The 14,156-nt window shown below is 71.1% G+C and carries 15 protein-coding genes, 1 tRNA gene and 1 riboswitch; of the genes, 10 read left to right on the forward strand and 6 right to left on the reverse strand.

Annotated elements, in window-relative coordinates; all coding sequences use genetic code 11:
• The 4 genes from AC529_RS10115 to AC529_RS10125 all read left to right on the forward strand — a co-directional run.
• Positions 1 to 1,260: replication initiator (locus AC529_RS10115; RefSeq protein WP_068756851.1), on the forward strand; the 1,260-nt coding region annotated here is incomplete at its 5' end.
• Positions 1,257 to 1,451, forward strand: a complete 195-nt coding sequence (locus AC529_RS10120; protein WP_068756014.1) for a helix-turn-helix domain-containing protein — start codon at positions 1,257 to 1,259, stop codon at positions 1,449 to 1,451. The genes AC529_RS10115 and AC529_RS10120, both read left to right, overlap by 4 nt.
• A complete protein-coding gene (locus AC529_RS20920) occupies positions 1,451 to 2,350 on the forward strand; it encodes a site-specific integrase (RefSeq protein WP_232306681.1) in 900 nt (299 codons plus the stop codon). The genes AC529_RS10120 and AC529_RS20920 overlap by 1 nt, the downstream gene beginning before the upstream one ends.
• Entirely contained in the window at positions 2,247 to 2,654 is a 408-nt protein-coding gene (locus AC529_RS10125; RefSeq protein ID WP_232306682.1) for a tyrosine-type recombinase/integrase, read from the forward strand. Before AC529_RS20920 ends, AC529_RS10125 begins: the two co-directional genes overlap by 104 nt.
• Before the next feature lie 43 nt (positions 2,655 to 2,697).
• On the opposite strand, the gene AC529_RS10130 is transcribed toward AC529_RS10125, so the two are convergent.
• Positions 2,698 to 2,770, reverse strand: a tRNA-Arg gene (locus AC529_RS10130).
• 179 nt (positions 2,771 to 2,949) lie between these two features.
• Here AC529_RS10130 and AC529_RS10135 point away from each other — a divergent pair.
• The 4 genes from AC529_RS10135 (at position 2,950) to tenA (ending at position 7,622) form a co-directional block, all read left to right on the forward strand.
• Positions 2,950 to 4,419: an NAD-dependent succinate-semialdehyde dehydrogenase gene (locus tag AC529_RS10135; protein WP_068756019.1), complete on the forward strand. Its 1,470-nt coding sequence runs from the start codon at positions 2,950 to 2,952 to the stop codon at positions 4,417 to 4,419.
• Between the two features lie 654 nt (positions 4,420 to 5,073).
• Complete coding sequence (locus tag AC529_RS10140; protein WP_068756021.1) at positions 5,074 to 5,739, forward strand: response regulator; 666 nt, start codon at positions 5,074 to 5,076, stop codon at positions 5,737 to 5,739.
• Positions 5,740 to 5,779: 40 nt separating this feature from the next.
• Entirely contained in the window at positions 5,780 to 6,217 is a 438-nt protein-coding gene (locus tag AC529_RS10145; RefSeq protein WP_068756024.1) for a pyridoxamine 5'-phosphate oxidase family protein, read from the forward strand.
• Positions 6,218 to 6,823: 606 nt separating this feature from the next.
• A riboswitch (TPP riboswitch) is annotated at positions 6,824 to 6,930 on the forward strand.
• The gene (gene tenA / locus AC529_RS10150) at positions 6,915 to 7,622 is read left to right on the forward strand and encodes a thiaminase II (RefSeq protein ID WP_157080177.1); all 708 of its coding nucleotides are present in this window, start codon (positions 6,915 to 6,917) and stop codon (positions 7,620 to 7,622) included. Its footprint overlaps the riboswitch before it by 16 nt.
• A gap of 54 nt (positions 7,623 to 7,676) precedes the next feature.
• Here tenA and AC529_RS20490 read toward each other — a convergent pair whose 3' ends face one another.
• From AC529_RS20490 to AC529_RS10165, 3 genes are all read right to left on the reverse strand, one after another.
• Complete coding sequence (locus AC529_RS20490; RefSeq protein ID WP_068756025.1) at positions 7,677 to 8,138, reverse strand: hypothetical protein; 462 nt, start codon at positions 8,136 to 8,138, stop codon at positions 7,677 to 7,679.
• A gap of 238 nt (positions 8,139 to 8,376) precedes the next feature.
• On the reverse strand, positions 8,377 to 8,802 hold the full coding sequence (locus AC529_RS10160) for a hypothetical protein (RefSeq protein WP_068756027.1): 426 nt from the start codon (positions 8,800 to 8,802) through the stop codon (positions 8,377 to 8,379).
• Positions 8,803 to 9,325: 523 nt separating this feature from the next.
• Entirely contained in the window at positions 9,326 to 10,567 is a 1,242-nt protein-coding gene (locus tag AC529_RS10165; RefSeq protein WP_068756029.1) for an LCP family protein, read from the reverse strand.
• Positions 10,568 to 10,878: 311 nt separating this feature from the next.
• On the opposite strand from AC529_RS10165, the gene AC529_RS10170 reads away from it, so the two are divergent.
• Positions 10,879 to 11,331 carry a hypothetical protein gene (locus AC529_RS10170; protein ID WP_232306683.1) on the forward strand — a complete coding sequence of 151 codons (453 nt, stop codon included), beginning with the start codon at positions 10,879 to 10,881 and terminating at the stop codon, positions 11,329 to 11,331.
• 24 nt (positions 11,332 to 11,355) lie between these two features.
• A complete protein-coding gene (locus AC529_RS10175; protein WP_068756031.1) occupies positions 11,356 to 11,712 on the forward strand; it encodes a hypothetical protein in 357 nt (118 codons plus the stop codon).
• Between the two features lie 211 nt (positions 11,713 to 11,923).
• Here the strand turns inward: AC529_RS10175 and AC529_RS10180 are convergent, their stop codons facing one another.
• Complete coding sequence (locus AC529_RS10180) at positions 11,924 to 12,601, reverse strand: response regulator (RefSeq protein ID WP_068756033.1); 678 nt, start codon at positions 12,599 to 12,601, stop codon at positions 11,924 to 11,926.
• A gap of 70 nt (positions 12,602 to 12,671) precedes the next feature.
• The gene (locus tag AC529_RS10185; RefSeq protein ID WP_068756035.1) at positions 12,672 to 14,138 is read right to left on the reverse strand and encodes a sensor histidine kinase; all 1,467 of its coding nucleotides are present in this window, start codon (positions 14,136 to 14,138) and stop codon (positions 12,672 to 12,674) included.
• Positions 14,139 to 14,156: the final 18 nt, after the last annotated feature.

The following is a 14,156-nucleotide window of genomic DNA, read 5'->3' on the forward strand; positions in this document are numbered from 1 at the left end:
GCCTCGGGGCTACGCGGCCGAATCGCCCCACCCCCTGCCTCGGCGGTGGCCAAGACCAGGCCTCGGCGGGTGCGCTCGACCCGGCGACGCCAAGACGCGCCCGACCTGCCCAAGCGTCCGATGGTGCGCCGCACCGTGGGCCGGGCCTTCACCGACCCGGAGTCGGGCAGGGTGTTTCGGCCGTCGCTGTTCCTCACGCTGACCTGTGACTCCTACGGGCGGGTGCGCTCCGACGGCACACCGGTGGACCCGGCCTCCTACGACTACCGGCGGGCCGCACGCGACGCACTGCACTTTTCCAAGCTGGTGGACCGGTTCGTGCAGAACCTCCGCCGGGTGGCCGGGTTCGAGGTGCAGTACTTCGCCACCGTGGAGCCGCAACGGCGTCTTGCTCCGCATCTGCACATGGCGATCCGCGGCACCATCCCGCGTGCGGAGCTGCGGCAGATCGCGGCGGCCACCTACCACCAGGTGTGGTGGCCTCCGACTGATCGGGTGGTCTTCGACGGCGACCACCTGCCCATCTGGGACGAAGCAACCAGCTCCTACCTCGACCCGGCCACGGGGGAAATCCTGCCCACCTGGGACCAAGCCCTCGACGCCCTGGACGCCGACCCCCACGCCCAACCCCTGCACGTGGTCCGCTTCGGCCCCCAAGTCGACGCCAAAGGCGTGCTCGCCGGATCACCCGACGCCGACCGGTGCATCCGGTACCTGGCCAAGTACCTGACCAAGGACATCGCCGAATGCCACACCGTCGAAACCGTGGCGCAGGAACAGCACGTCGAACGCCTCCTGGACGCGCTGCGGTTCGAGCCGTGTTCGCCGAGGTGTGCGAACTGGCTGCGCTACGGCATCCAACCCCAAGCAGCCAAACCAGGACTGCGCCCGGGGTTTTGTGCCTCCAAAGCCCACCGGCGCGAGTACCTGGGCTATGCGGGCCGGCGCGTCCTGGTCTCGCGCAAGTGGTCCGGCAAGACCCTGGCCGACCACAAGGCCGACCGCCTGGCCTGGGTCCTGCGCACCCTCGGCCTCGACCCCACCAACGACCGAGAGAACACCCACCCCGCAGCCTTCCCGCTGCGCTTCCTCGGCGACGGCGACCGCATCGCCTGGGAACTGGCCCGACCCACCGACCCGGACGTGCCACCCCGCGAACACCGCCTGTTGCGGGCCGTCGGCGAGACGCTGAAACGCCGCGCAGCACTCCACGCGGCACAACAGACCACTCTTTCAGCAACTGAACAGAGGGCAGCATGACCACCCCCCCACGCCTCCTCCTGACCGTTCCCGAAGCCGCACGCGTGCTGGCGATCTCCCGAAGCAAGCTCTACGAACTGCTCGCCTCCGGGGCAGTGCGCTCGCTGCGCATCGGCGGTTCCCGCCGCATCCCCGTCTCCGCACTGGACGACTACGTCTCCGGCCTCCTCGACCAGGAGGAGGCAGCCTGATGGGCAAGCTCCGCGACGGCGTGATGAAACGCGGCAAGACCTGGTCCTACGTCATCCGCGTCCCCGCCCCGGAAACCGGAGTGAGCAAACCCAAGTGGGTCGGCGGCTTCGCCACCGAAGACGAAGCCAAAGCCGCCCGCGACGAAGCACGAGTCAAAGCCCGACGCGGCGAATACATCGAACGCAACCAGGTCACCGTGACCGACTATCTGACCGAATGGCTGGACACGCACTCTGTGCAGATCAAGCCGAAAACGTTGCAGATGTACCGGTTCCTCGTTGATCGGTACGTCGTTCCCCGCATCGGGGAGATGCGGTTGCAAGCGGTCCGTCCGGCAACCATCACCAAGCTCTACCGAGATCTTTCGGCAAGTGGTGGGCGCGACGGCAAAGGACTGTCGCCGCGTACGGTCGAGTACGTCCATGCCGTGCTGCGCAAGGCGTTCCGCGACGCCGTGGAGATTGAACAGCTCCTCCCCAGCAACCCCGTGGAGCGGGCCAAGCGGCCTCGTAAGAAGCGTTCGGAGCCGGGGGAGGTGTGGACACCTGCCCAACTGAAGGTGTTCTTGGAAGAGGCGGCACGCAGCCACCGGCTGTGGGCGTTCTTCCACGTGGCTGCCTACACGGGGGCTCGGCGCGGGGAACTGCTGTGCCTGCGCTGGCCGGACGTCGACCTCGACTCCGCGGAGGTCCGCATCGCCCGTTCGGTCTCCGTCATCGACGGCAGGCGAGTGGAAGGCTCCACCCAAGAGCGGGCGGTCCCGGGTGGTGGGCCTCGACGCGGAGACGGTGGGCGTGCTCCGTCGTCACCGTGCCGAACAGGACAGAGAACGTCAGGTCCTGGGAGAGGCGTGGAAAGGCGACCCCGACGGCTACGTGTTCACCACGGCATGGGGTGAGCCGATTCACCCCGACACGGTGTCCTCATTGATGAGGCAGTTGATCCGCAGGTACAACGAACCGGCGCAGGGACCGGGACCGGCTGAGCGGCTTCCGCCGGCACGGCTGCATGATCTCCGGCACGTCCACGCGACCACGCTGCTGCTGGCCGGGGTGCCCGTGCACCTGGTCGCTGCTCGCCTCGGGCACGCCGACCCGTCGGTGACCCTGCGGGTGTACGCGCACGTGGTCCGGGAGCAGATGGCCGCGGTGGCCGACGCCTTCGCCCAGGCGGTGCGGGAGAGCTGTGAGCAAGAGCGTTAGCACAAGGGCCGCTCCTCGATGAGGAACGGCCCTTTGACGTGCGCGCACTCGGAGGGACTCGAACCCCCAACCTTCTGATCCGTAGTCAGATGCTCTATCCGTTGAGCTACGAGTGCTGGGTTGTGTGTGGCTGCGCTGCTCCGCTCGCCGACACGAAAAACTGTAGCACAGCGCCGGGGATGGCCTGGACCGATTAATCCGGGACCGTCCCGGGCGGCCGTTAGCCGTGAGGACTGGAGGGCAGGCGTACCGCGAGACGGTGAGCAGGACCGACGCGACCGAGAGGAGTCCGGTCATGGCCACGACGGAACGCGAGGCGCGGGTTGTCGAGCGGGTGCCCAAGCAGTTGTGTGTCGGAGGGCACTGGCGGGACGCCCGGTCGGGGGCGACGTTCAAGGTGGAGGATCCGGCGACCGGGTCGGTGCTGTGCGAGGTGGCCGACGCGGGGCGGGCCGACGGGCTGGACGCGCTGGAGGCGGCGGCCGCCGCGCAGCCCTTCTGGGCGGGGTACCCGCCGCGCGACCGCGGGGAGATCCTGCGGCGCGCCTACGAGCTGCTCGTGGATCGCCAGGACGACCTGGCGCTGCTGATGACCCTGGAGATGGGCAAGCCGGTGGGCGAGTCCAAGGCGGAGATCGCCTACGCCGCCGAGTTCTTCCGCTGGTTCTCCGAGGAGGCGGTGCGCATCGGCGGCGGCTACTCGGTCGCGCCGAACGGGCAGAGCCGCCTGGTCGTCATGCGGCAGCCGGTGGGGCCGTCGCTGCTCATCACCCCGTGGAACTTCCCGATGGCGATGGGCACCCGCAAGATCGGTCCGGCGGTGGCGGCGGGCTGCACCGTGATCCTCAAACCCGCGCAGCAGACTCCGCTGTCGGCGCTGGCGCTCGCCGACGTCCTCCAGGAGGCGGGGCTGCCCGACGGGGTGCTCAGCGTGCTGCCCACCACCGACGCGGGCGGGCTGACCGGGCCGCTGCTGGGCGACGGCCGGCTGCGCAAGCTGTCGTTCACCGGGTCCACCCCGGTGGGCCGCGCGCTCATCAAGCAGAGCGCCGACCAGGTGCTGCGCACCTCCATGGAGCTGGGCGGCAACGCGCCGTTCATCGTGTTCGACGACGCCGACCTGGACGCCGCCGTGACCGGGGCGATGCAGGCGAAGATGCGCAACATCGGCGAGGCGTGCACCGCGGCCAACCGCCTGTACGTGCAGGCCGGGGTGGCCGAGGAGTTCACGGCCCGGCTCGCCGAGCGCATGGCGGCGCTGCGCGTGGGCCGCGGCACGGAGGCGGGGGTGGACGTGGGGCCGCTCATCGACGACAAGGCCCGCGGCAAGGTGCAGGAACTGGTCGACGACGCGGTGACCCGCGGGGCGCGGGTGCTGCTCGGCGGGGAGGCCGGGGACGGCCCCGGCTACTTCTACCAGCCCACCGTGCTTGCCGACGTGCCCAAGGACAGCGAGGTGTCCCGCACCGAGATCTTCGGGCCGGTGGCCCCGGTGATCTCCTTCCGCACCGAGGAGGAGGTGCTCACCGAAGCCAACAACACCGAGTACGGCCTGGTCAGCTACGTGTTCACGGAGAACCTGGGGCGGGCGCTGCGCATGGCGGAGAACCTGGAGAGCGGCATGGTCGGCCTCAACCAGGGCGTCGTCTCCAACCCGGCGGCGCCGTTCGGCGGGGTCAAGCAGTCCGGGCTGGGCCGTGAGGGCGGCAGCGTGGGCATCGACGAGTACCTGGAGGTCAAGTACGTCGGCATCGGCGGGTTCTGATCCGTTGCGGCGACGCAGAAGCCCCCGCCGGGGCGGGCCCGGCGAGGGCTTCGACGTCTGCGGAGCGGTACGGCGGTCGCCTCACGGCGCAGTGCGCAACGCGGCTCCGGGACCGCCCGGGCCACCACCGAGGTGGTGTCCGAGCGCGGTATTCCGCGAAGGCTATGAGTGGAGCCCGGGGGACACTTGCTACCGCACCGATCCACACCCTGTATACACCAGGGCGGGACGTCAGTCACTTCCCGGGCGGAGTGTTTCCGCGGTCCGGAGACCTCGGGACGCGACTGCGGTGCGGGTCGGTACGGCGGTCGCCTCACGGCGCGGTGCGCAACGCGGCTCCGGGACCGCCCGGGCCACCACCGAGGTGGTGTCCGAGCGCGGTATTCCGCGAAGGCTGTGAGTGGAGCCCGGGGGACACTTGCTACCGCACCGACCCACGCCCTGTGTAACGGAGGGCGCCCCGGCAGGATTCCCGTTGAGTGGATTTTTTCTCTCTTTTCTCGCCGCCCCCACGGACTCCGCCGGGAGGGGCGAAGGCTTCCGCAGCCCGTCGGATTCGGGACTTTCGGCAGGGGTAATCGAGCCGTTCGGCGAGGCGCCCCGACAGCGCGGCCGTTACGGTCGAAGAGAGGAGAGAGAAGCAGGGAGGCTGACATGCCGCAGGCGGACGCGCCCGGCCCGATCAGGGTGTTTCTGGTCGACGACCACGAGGTGGTGCGCCGGGGGGTCGCCGCGCTTCTGGAGGACGAAGACGACCTGAAGGTCGTCGGCGAGGCCGGCACCGCGGAGCAGGCGCTCAGCCGCATCCCCGCGGTCAAGCCGGACGTGGCCGTGCTCGACGTGCGGCTGCCCGACCGCTCGGGGGTGGAGGTGTGCCGGGAGATCCGGTCCTCCCATCCCGAGGTGGCCTGCCTGATGCTCACCTCCTTCGCCGACGACGAGGCGCTCTTCGAAGCGGTCATGGCGGGTGCCGCCGGATACGTGCTCAAGCAGATCCACGGCTCCGACCTGGTGGGCGCGGTGCGCACGGTCGCGGCGGGCGGCTCCCTGCTCGACCCGCGCAGCACCGGGCGCATGCTGGAGCGGCTGCGGGGCAACGGCGGCAAGCCCGACCCGCTGGCCGCGCTCACCCCGCAGGAACGGCAGATCCTCGACCTGATCGGGGAGGGGCTGACCAACCGGCAGATCGGGGAGCGGCTCTTCCTGGCGGAGAAGACCGTGAAGAACTACGTCTCCAGCCTGCTGGGGAAACTCGACCTCAAGCGCCGCACCCAGGCGGCGGTGCTCGTCGCGCAACTGCGCGCGAAGAGCCAGATCTGACCCTTCCCGGGAGGAAGCGAAACGTCCAGGAGAGAGGCGCATGAACGTGGATGGGCATGACACGGCGGTCACCGACAAGGCCGGGCTGGAGGTGCTCACCCGGGAGGAGTGCCTGCGGCTGCTGGCCCAGGCCCCGATCGGCCGCATCGTCTTCACCGACCATGCGCTCCCCGCGGTCCAGCCCGTCAACTTCACCATGCTGGGCACCGACATCGTCATCCGCACGTCCCCGGAGTCCAAGCTCGCGCAGGCCACCCGTGACACGGTGGTGGCGTTCGAGGTGGACGACTACGACGAGGAGGCGCGCACCGGCTGGTCGGTGATGGTGGTCGGCGTGGGCCACGCGGTCGAGGACCCCGAGGAGCGGTCGCTGCTGGAGACGCTGCCGCTGGACACCTGGGCGCCGGGGCCCCGGTCGCACTACATCCGCATCATGACCGACATCGTGACCGGACGCCGCATCCCGGAACACTCCTGACCTCCGCCGCGCCGCCCCCGGCCCCCCTGTCCCCCTTGCTGCCCGGGAGCGGCGCGGCGGATCCTCCTACACCGACTCCCGGGGCCTGCCGCCCATGCTCCGACTCTCCGGCAACACCACCGCCCGCCCCACCCACGTCACCCGAACCTGAACAGACCACCGCACGGGCAAAGAGGGTCACCGCCACCCCCGCGTGCGCGGGGAGCACCCTTGGCGACCTGGGACTTTACCAGCGGCCCGGGCGGTTTTCCTTCACTCGGGAAAACCTGGGCAGGCACCCCAGCCGTCGGCAACGCCCCCGCAGTCCCACAGGCTGCTCGTGTCCTGCCCGCTGGACCGCGGAACCGGCCCGGAGCCCTCCTGTCGCCGGACGCCACGGACGCTCCCCGGCACGGCCTTGACGATCATGGCCCTAGGGACAGAACAGACGCTTGCTGTGCCCCCAGGGCCATGGAAGACGGTGACGCGGTGCCGCAACGTCGCGGCCCGGCCCAGGCTGGTGGAGGTGGCTCACCGCCCTCAGCCAGACGGTGCAGGTGGGCAGGCAGTGCGGCGGATCCTGCTACCCGGCCGTGTCTCCTTGCGCTGGGGCGGGGCTAGAGTGACGGTGACCACGCGGGGTGTCCCATGCGGGACTGAGATGGGCCGAGGGCCCGAACCCGTTGAACCTGATCTCGGTAATTCGAGCGGAGGAACGGTGGGTGTACTCCCTGTTGCCCCCGGTGAGACCGGTTTCACCGCGGAGCTGGGCCGTCGGCACGCTGACCTGTTCGAGGCCTTCTACGAGCACCCCTTTCTCAAGGGCCTGCGCGAGGGCAGCCTCGCCAGGGAGCAGGTGCTGCACTACGTCGGGCAGGACTACCAGTACCTGACCGCCTACGTCCGCTGTTACGGGCTGGGGCTGGCGCTCTCCCCGGACCGGGAGTGGATGCGGTTCTTCCACGACGGCGTCTCGGTCATCCTCGCCGAGGAGGGCCACGCGCACGAGGCGCTGTGCGCGTACGCGGGGGTGTCCTACGAGGAGGCCCAGGCCGACCGGCTCGCGCCCAGTGCGCAGGCCTACATCAACCACATGACGGCCGCGGGCCACGACACGCTCGGCGTGCTGCTGGCCGCGCTGCTGCCGTGCCCGTGGACCTACCTGTGGGCCGCGGCGCGGTTCACCGGGGAGGCGCCCCTGGACCCCGACCACCCCTTCCACGGCTGGTGGTCCTTCTACGCCGGGGCGTACGAGTCGGACAAGCTGGCCCGGACGCGGGAGCTGCTGGACCGGGTGGCCGCCGAGGCGGGGCCCGCCGAGCGGGAGCGGATGGAGCGCGCGTTCGTGACCAGTTGCCACTACGAGGTCCGGTTCTGGGAGATGGCCTGGTCCCTGGAGGACTGGACTCCGCCGGACGGCTCCTGACCCGAGCGGGGCCGACCGGTCGCGCGGACCGGTCGGCCCCGGTGCTTTCCGCGGCTACAGCGGCAGGCCGTTGCCCAGCAGGCCCTTGCCGAGCAGGCCCTCGGTGGACAGGCCCAACTGCTCGGTGGGGTCGGCGACGCCGCGCTGCGGCACGACGTCCGGCGCGACGCCCGCGGTTCCGTCGAGCAGCAGGCCGAGGTCGCCCCCGTCGCGCATGGTCTGGCGGTCGAGCTCGTCGACCAGCTCCTGCACGGTGTCCGGACCCTTGGGCAGTACGGCCAGGTCACCCGAGACCGCGGGACTGTCCGAGGTCCCGGTGATCGGGGCGCGCTCGGCGGTCCGGCCGCTCGGCAGGGGCTCCGCGGCGGGCTGCTCGCCGGGCAGGCTGAAGCCGATGCCGGTGAGGCCCACGGCCGGTGCGGCGGCGAAGGCGACACCGCCGCCCAGGACGCACAGGCCGGCGGTCCCCAGGGAGAGGATCAGGGTCTTCGCGGTGATGCGGATCTTTGCGAACATGGGTCTTCCTCACTGAATCGGTGTTCGGGGAAAGCACGGGACGTGTGACCGGGCACGAGCCGCGGGTACGGGCCGCGGCTCGCCGTTCCGGTGTGTCAGCCGAGGGAGTGACGGACCGCTCGGCTGACCTGAACCCCGCGGCGGGCGGAGCTCAGGACAGCTCCCAGGGCGGGCTGGGATCGCGGACCGGGCGGAACGGCGGTGTCGTCGTGCGGGGCGGCGCCGGCCCGGGCGGGCGTCAGTCGGGGGAGGAGAAGGGGGCGGCCGCCTGGTGCCGTGTCGGCGGCGCGGCGGCCGGGACGGCCGTGGCGGACCGGTGGGGGAGGGGGACGGCGGACGCCGCGGTGGTGGAGGATTCCCGCTGCCGGGCCGGTGCGGACGGGGAGAGGGCGGGGGCCGCGGGCGGGGACGGTCGCGTGGAGCCGCCGTTCCGGGCGGTCTCGGCGCTCGGGAAGATTCGGGGTTGGGGGATCGGGGCGCAGCCGTGGGCGGTTCCGGTGGAGTCGTGGGGGAGGGTGGGCGGTTCCGGGCGGGCGGCCGGGGCGGCTCCGGTCAGGGCGGCGGCCTTCTCGGCCGTTTCCGCGGCGGCCGGGACGGTCGCGGGGAGGAGGTCGGGCGGGTCGGTGAGCGTCGGGGCCGTCGCCCCGAGCGTCCGGGTGGCCACGGTAAACCCACCGAGGAGCACGGCGCGGCGTTCCGGGCGGGGCCGGGCTGCGCGGCCGGGACCGCGCAGGAGCGACGCGCGCGCCGCTCGCCTCCTCCACGCCATGGTGCCCTCCGCAGGTGACGCCAACATGTGAACACTTTGAGTAATTCTTTGCTTGCAGAAAGTGACTACTCGCTGTGATCAGCGACCGTAGCACGACCTCAGCCCCGAGCGGGACCCCCTGAGCGGAAAATATTGCGAGTTCAGACGTGCCCCGGGACCAAAGCCCCGGGTATATGCGGTCTTTGTGCCGATGTTGCTCTCGCATGGGCTGGAGTTGACTGAAGGTGGCGGTCGGGAGTGCGGTCCTCGACCGCCACCAGGGATGCCCCCGCGGGGGCGGGCGCGAAGAACTCCTCACCTCGGCTGTGCCGGGCAGACTCCACAGCCGTTGAGCGCCCAATAGCGAGGCCGACCGGGAGCGCGGACCCGGTCGGCCTCGCCTTTTCCGTGCGCGCGGCCGCTCGGCCGCGCGCTGCTCCTACCGTTCGTCGCTCTCCGTGCCCAGGCCGAGGCCGTTGACGCACGGGTTGGAGGTCGCGTCGCGCCCCTCGATCGCGTCGGAGGGGGTCGCGGACGGGGTCGGCTCCGGATGCTGGGGGCGGGGGGAGGGTTCCGCCGGGTAGGACGGGGTGGAGCTGATCGACGGGCTGGGCTCGGTCTGGGGCCGCCCGGTCTCCAGCAGCGCGTCGTCCACCGGTTCGTCCTCGTTGATGGCGCGGAACAGGCGCTCGGCCTTCTCCTCGTTCCAGACCACCCGGTTGGGGTCCCACGGCGCGGGCCAGGACGGAACCGTGTAGAAGGTGATGTTCTGCGGCTTGACGTCGGACAGGGTGAACCCGATGGACAGCATGGTGTCCAGGGTCAGTTCCGCGTCGGTCGCGGTGTACTGGGTGACCGAGGTGAGCAGCGCGTCGAGCTTGGCGGGGTTGGCCAGGATCTGCTTGCTGAGCATCTGGGAGGCCAGCGCGCCGAGGAACATCTGCTGGCGGTCGATGCGGCCCAGGTCGCCGCCGTCGCCGATCTCGTAGCGGGCCCGGACGAAGGACAGCGACTGCTCCCCGTCGAGGACCTGGGTGCCCGGCTCCAGGTCGAGCTTGGAGCGCTCGTCGTGCATCGGCTCGGGGATGCACATCTCCACGCCGCCGATCGCGTCGACCATCTCCCGGAAGCCCACGAAGCTCACGTGGACGAAGTGGTCGATGCGGATCTGGGTGAGCGACTCGATCGTCTTGACCACGCACGGCGGCCCGCCGTGGAACAGCGCGGCGTTGATCATGCCGTAGTAGCCGTAGGTGCCCTCGGTCTCCCCGTAGGGTTCGCAGTCGGGCAGGTCGACCAGTGAGTCGCGGGGGAAGCTGACGACGATGACCCCGTTGTCGGGGGAGATGTGGGCCAGCAGCAGGGCGTCGGAGCGCTCGCCCACGAAGTCCCGGCCGCCGTAGGCGGCGTTGCCGCCCTTACGGCCGTCGGAGCCGATGAAGAGGATGTTGACGGCGTCGCTGATCTTCGGCGGGCGCTCGTCCTCGGGCAGGATGACGGCCAGGTCGTGTTGGACCATGTTGGCGCGCAGCGACCGGTAGTAGGCGTACGCCGTGCCGAGGCAGGCGAGCAGGGAGACGGCCAGGCCCAGAGAGATCCACAGGATCACCCGTCGCTTGCGGCGGCGCGGCGGCGGGGCATCCGGGGAAGGGTCGGCAGGCTTGGAAGCGTCGTCGGACATGAGGGCTTTCCGCGAAGGAGTAGGCGGACTCCGCGAGGGAGTCGGCACGCCAGGACACCGAGTGAAAAAAGGTGCAAAGGGTGATGAGGGGGCCGAGGATGATCCTATGAGATTCCTCATGGGGATCGCACGACGAGGTGGCCCCAGGGGGCGGGCCTTGGCACGCCGTGGTATGCGGAAGAGTACCGTTGACTGTGGCGTAGGGTGAGTGGGAATCTCAGCGGTCAGGTCGTTACCGCTGTCCACCGCCCGGGTTCAGCGGGACGACCCAGAAGCCAAACAGCAACTCAGCGTGTGAACCGGACTACTGGATGCCTGTCTCCCCCCTTCCCACTCCCGGTGAGCCCTTCCGGCTGCCGGGCGTATCCGATCACGAGCGGCAGCCCGACCTGGTCGAGCGGATCGCGGAGGGGCTGCGCGACCATCCGCGCGTCATCCTGGACGCCTTCACCGAACGGGACCGGCAGCGCGCCGTCGCCGCGGGCCGGGTCGCGGGCAAGCACCTCAAGCGTGCGACCCGGGCCACCGTCCTCCCCGAGGGCGTGCTGGTCGAGTTCGACGACATCGACGACCCCTACCTGAGCTACCAGGAGGAGCAGCAGCGCATGGCGCAGCCGACGCCCGGACCGGCCGTCCAGGAGGCGCGGGACGCGCGCGGTGGGCCGGAGGCGCCGGGCGTGCAGGCCGCCCCGGACGGGAAGCTGCCCCGGCGGATTCCCGGGGCGGGTCCCCGGCCGGGCCCGCACGTTCCCAGAGGCCGCTGAACAGGACGAGGAGCGGAGAGAACGGTGCACGACGTACTGCCCGGCCCGGTCCGCTGGGCCAGGATCCTGGTGTTCGTGATGGCGGGCCTCGTGTTCGTGCAGACCGCCGTGCAGTTGCTGGGCGGGGTGTCCGCGGCGGAAGCGGGCAGCCACCTGGTGGCCGCCGGGACCTCCGGAGGGGCGCAGCTCGTGCTGGGACTGCTCATGCACCGCCGCGGCTGGCCGGTGCTGGCGGTCGCCCTCCTCGTGCAGGTGCTGGCCGTCGCCGCCACGCTGCTCGCGGCCGCCCAGGCGGTCGCGCTCACCCAGCTCCTCCTGCCGGTGGCGGTGATCGTCCTGGTGCTGACCCGCCCGGCCCGGGAGCACTACCTGGGAGCCTGACCCCGGGCCCGCACCGGGGCAGAGCCGCAGGCGCCCGGGCTCGGACGGGCGGACCTGAAGAGAGGCGGGCGGCGGTTCATCCCCCCGGAAACCACCGCCCGCTTGCCATCCCCCCCGCTGACAGTGCTGACCGCGAAGGGGAGCGCCAAACATCGCAGCCCGGAAAATTTCCCCGTGCCCCGCCCGCCACCTGCGCAGACGCGGGCGGGGGTCATCCCTCCTGCGACTTCACCAGGGCGACGGCTTCGAGCTGGGACTTCACGTTGAGCTTGGCGAGGATCGACCGGATCTGCGAGCGGACCGTGGCGATCGAGACGTAGGACTCCGCGGCGATCACCTTGGCGCGCTTGCCCTCCACCAGCGCGTCGAGCACCTGGCGCTCCCGCTTGGTGAGCTGGTTGAACATCTGGCTGGTGGAGCGCCGCTGGGCCTGTAGGGCGCGGTGCTCGGCGAGCAGGCTCTGCCGCTCCTTGGGGTCCATCATCGGCCGGCCCGCGAAACCGTCCAGGATGGCGTAGATCAGCTCCTCGAAGGGCACCGACTTGGACAGCCAGGCCCCGGCCCCGGCGGCGATCGCCTCGGCGATCCGCGGCCGCTCGGTGCTTCCGGTGACCAGCAGCACCTGCCAGCCGTCGCGGCTCAGGTTCCGGGCCAGCGACACCCCGTCCAGCGGGCGCCCTTCGGGGTCGGTGCCCAGGTCCAGGTCGAGCAGGACCAGGGACGGCTGGAGCTCGGCGGCCTGGGCGAGCACGTCCTGCGGGATCAGGGAGTGGGCGCGTACCGCGGGGATGCCACGGCTGCGCAGCATCGTCTCGACGGCGGTGCTGAACAGTTCGTGGTCGTCGACGATGAATACCGACGGGGAAACCGGACGGTGAGGTCTCGGCATTGCCGCTCCCGATGCTCGTGGCGGTCGTGAATGGGGGGTTCGGAGGGGTGCGGCCGGTGGTCAGCGCTGGTCAGGGCTGTCCGGCGGGTCCCCCCTCTGGTCGTGACTTTACGGGCAGATCAATAAGAACAACGCATCCGGGACGTTCTGGATCATTTGCTTCTATTTGCAAACGTCCCCCGTATTTCTCGACCAGTTCCCGGCACACGGCCAGGCCGATGCCGTCGCCGATCGAGTCGCTGCCTTTGACGCCGTGCCGCATCACCTCCTCCTCCAGGCCGGGCGGGATGCCCGGACCGTCGTCCTGGACCCGCACCCGCACCCGGTCGCCGAGCCGGTGCGCCGTCACCCACACGTGCGCGCCGGGAGCGTGCCGCTCGCAGTTGGCGAGGATGTTGGTGACGACCTGCGCGACCGCGTCCTGGGGCATGGCCACGACCGGGTCCTGCTCGACCGTGAGGTCGATCAGGGTGCCGTTGCCGCGCCGGATCAGCACCATCTGCTTCAGCAGCGGGCGCAGCCGGGTGCCCTCCTGCCGGTGCCGCTCCGGCTGCGGGGACAGCAGCGCCCGCATCCGGTTCAGCTCGGCCGAGAGCGCGGCGCGCAGGGCGGCGCGGTCGACGGTGCCCTCCGGGTCGTCCATGGCGAGCAACTGGGCCGCGCCGTCCACCCCGGCCAGGGCGTTGCGGAGTTCGTGCGCCTGCGTGGACAGCCGCCTGCGCGCCTCCACGGCCTCGGCCTCGGCCTCGGCGAGCCGCTCCCGGTCGAGGTGGAACCGCTGGTAGGTCCGGTAGGCCACCTGGAGCACGGCCAGCAGGATCAGGGACGTGCCCACCACGCGGATCCCCGGCACCAGCAGCGGCGAGTACAGCAGCGGGTCGCCGTTCCAGAACCGGGGGGCGTGGCCCAGGGCGACGGCGAGCTGGCCGAAGCCGAGCCACACCAGCATGCGGTTGCGCCGCAGCACCCCGGTCACCAGCACCGTCAGGGCCACCTGCAACCACAGCAGCGCGGTGCCGTAGTGCAGGAAGGGCGAGCGGATCACCTGGTAGGCGACCTCCGGGAAGGCCGCGGCGAGCGCCCCCGCGGCCAGCGAGGCCACCAGTGCCAGGAGCAGGCCGCGCAGTCCGGTGGACCCCGTGCGCAGCGGGCGTAGCGGCCAGGGGTGGGGGCGGTCGAAGGGGACCACCGTGAGCAGCAGCAGGACGATCGTCAGCAGGGTCCCGGTGTGCCGGACGGTGGCCACCACGATGGTGTCGACGGTGGCCGCGGCCAGCCCCGAGGCCGTGGTCGGGATGACCACCATGCCGTAGAGCAGCATCGCGGCCGCGACCCGGCGCAGGGACCGCTGCTCGGAGAGCCGGGCGACCAGTTCGGCGGAGAAGCCGGCGGCCACCGCGGCGGCCGCGGCGAACATCGCCATGGCCGCCATCGCCCCGATCGTCAGGCGGAACTGGGCCTCCAGGGCGAGGAGAGTGAACGCGCTGCCGATGACCAGCGCCAGGAGCACGGCCGATTCCACGAGGAGTCTGCGCACGGATGGACCGTCCTTCAC

It is taken from the genome of Thermobifida cellulosilytica TB100, assembly GCF_001517975.1.
GTDB lineage: Bacteria > Actinomycetota > Actinomycetes > Streptosporangiales > Streptosporangiaceae > Thermobifida > Thermobifida cellulosilytica.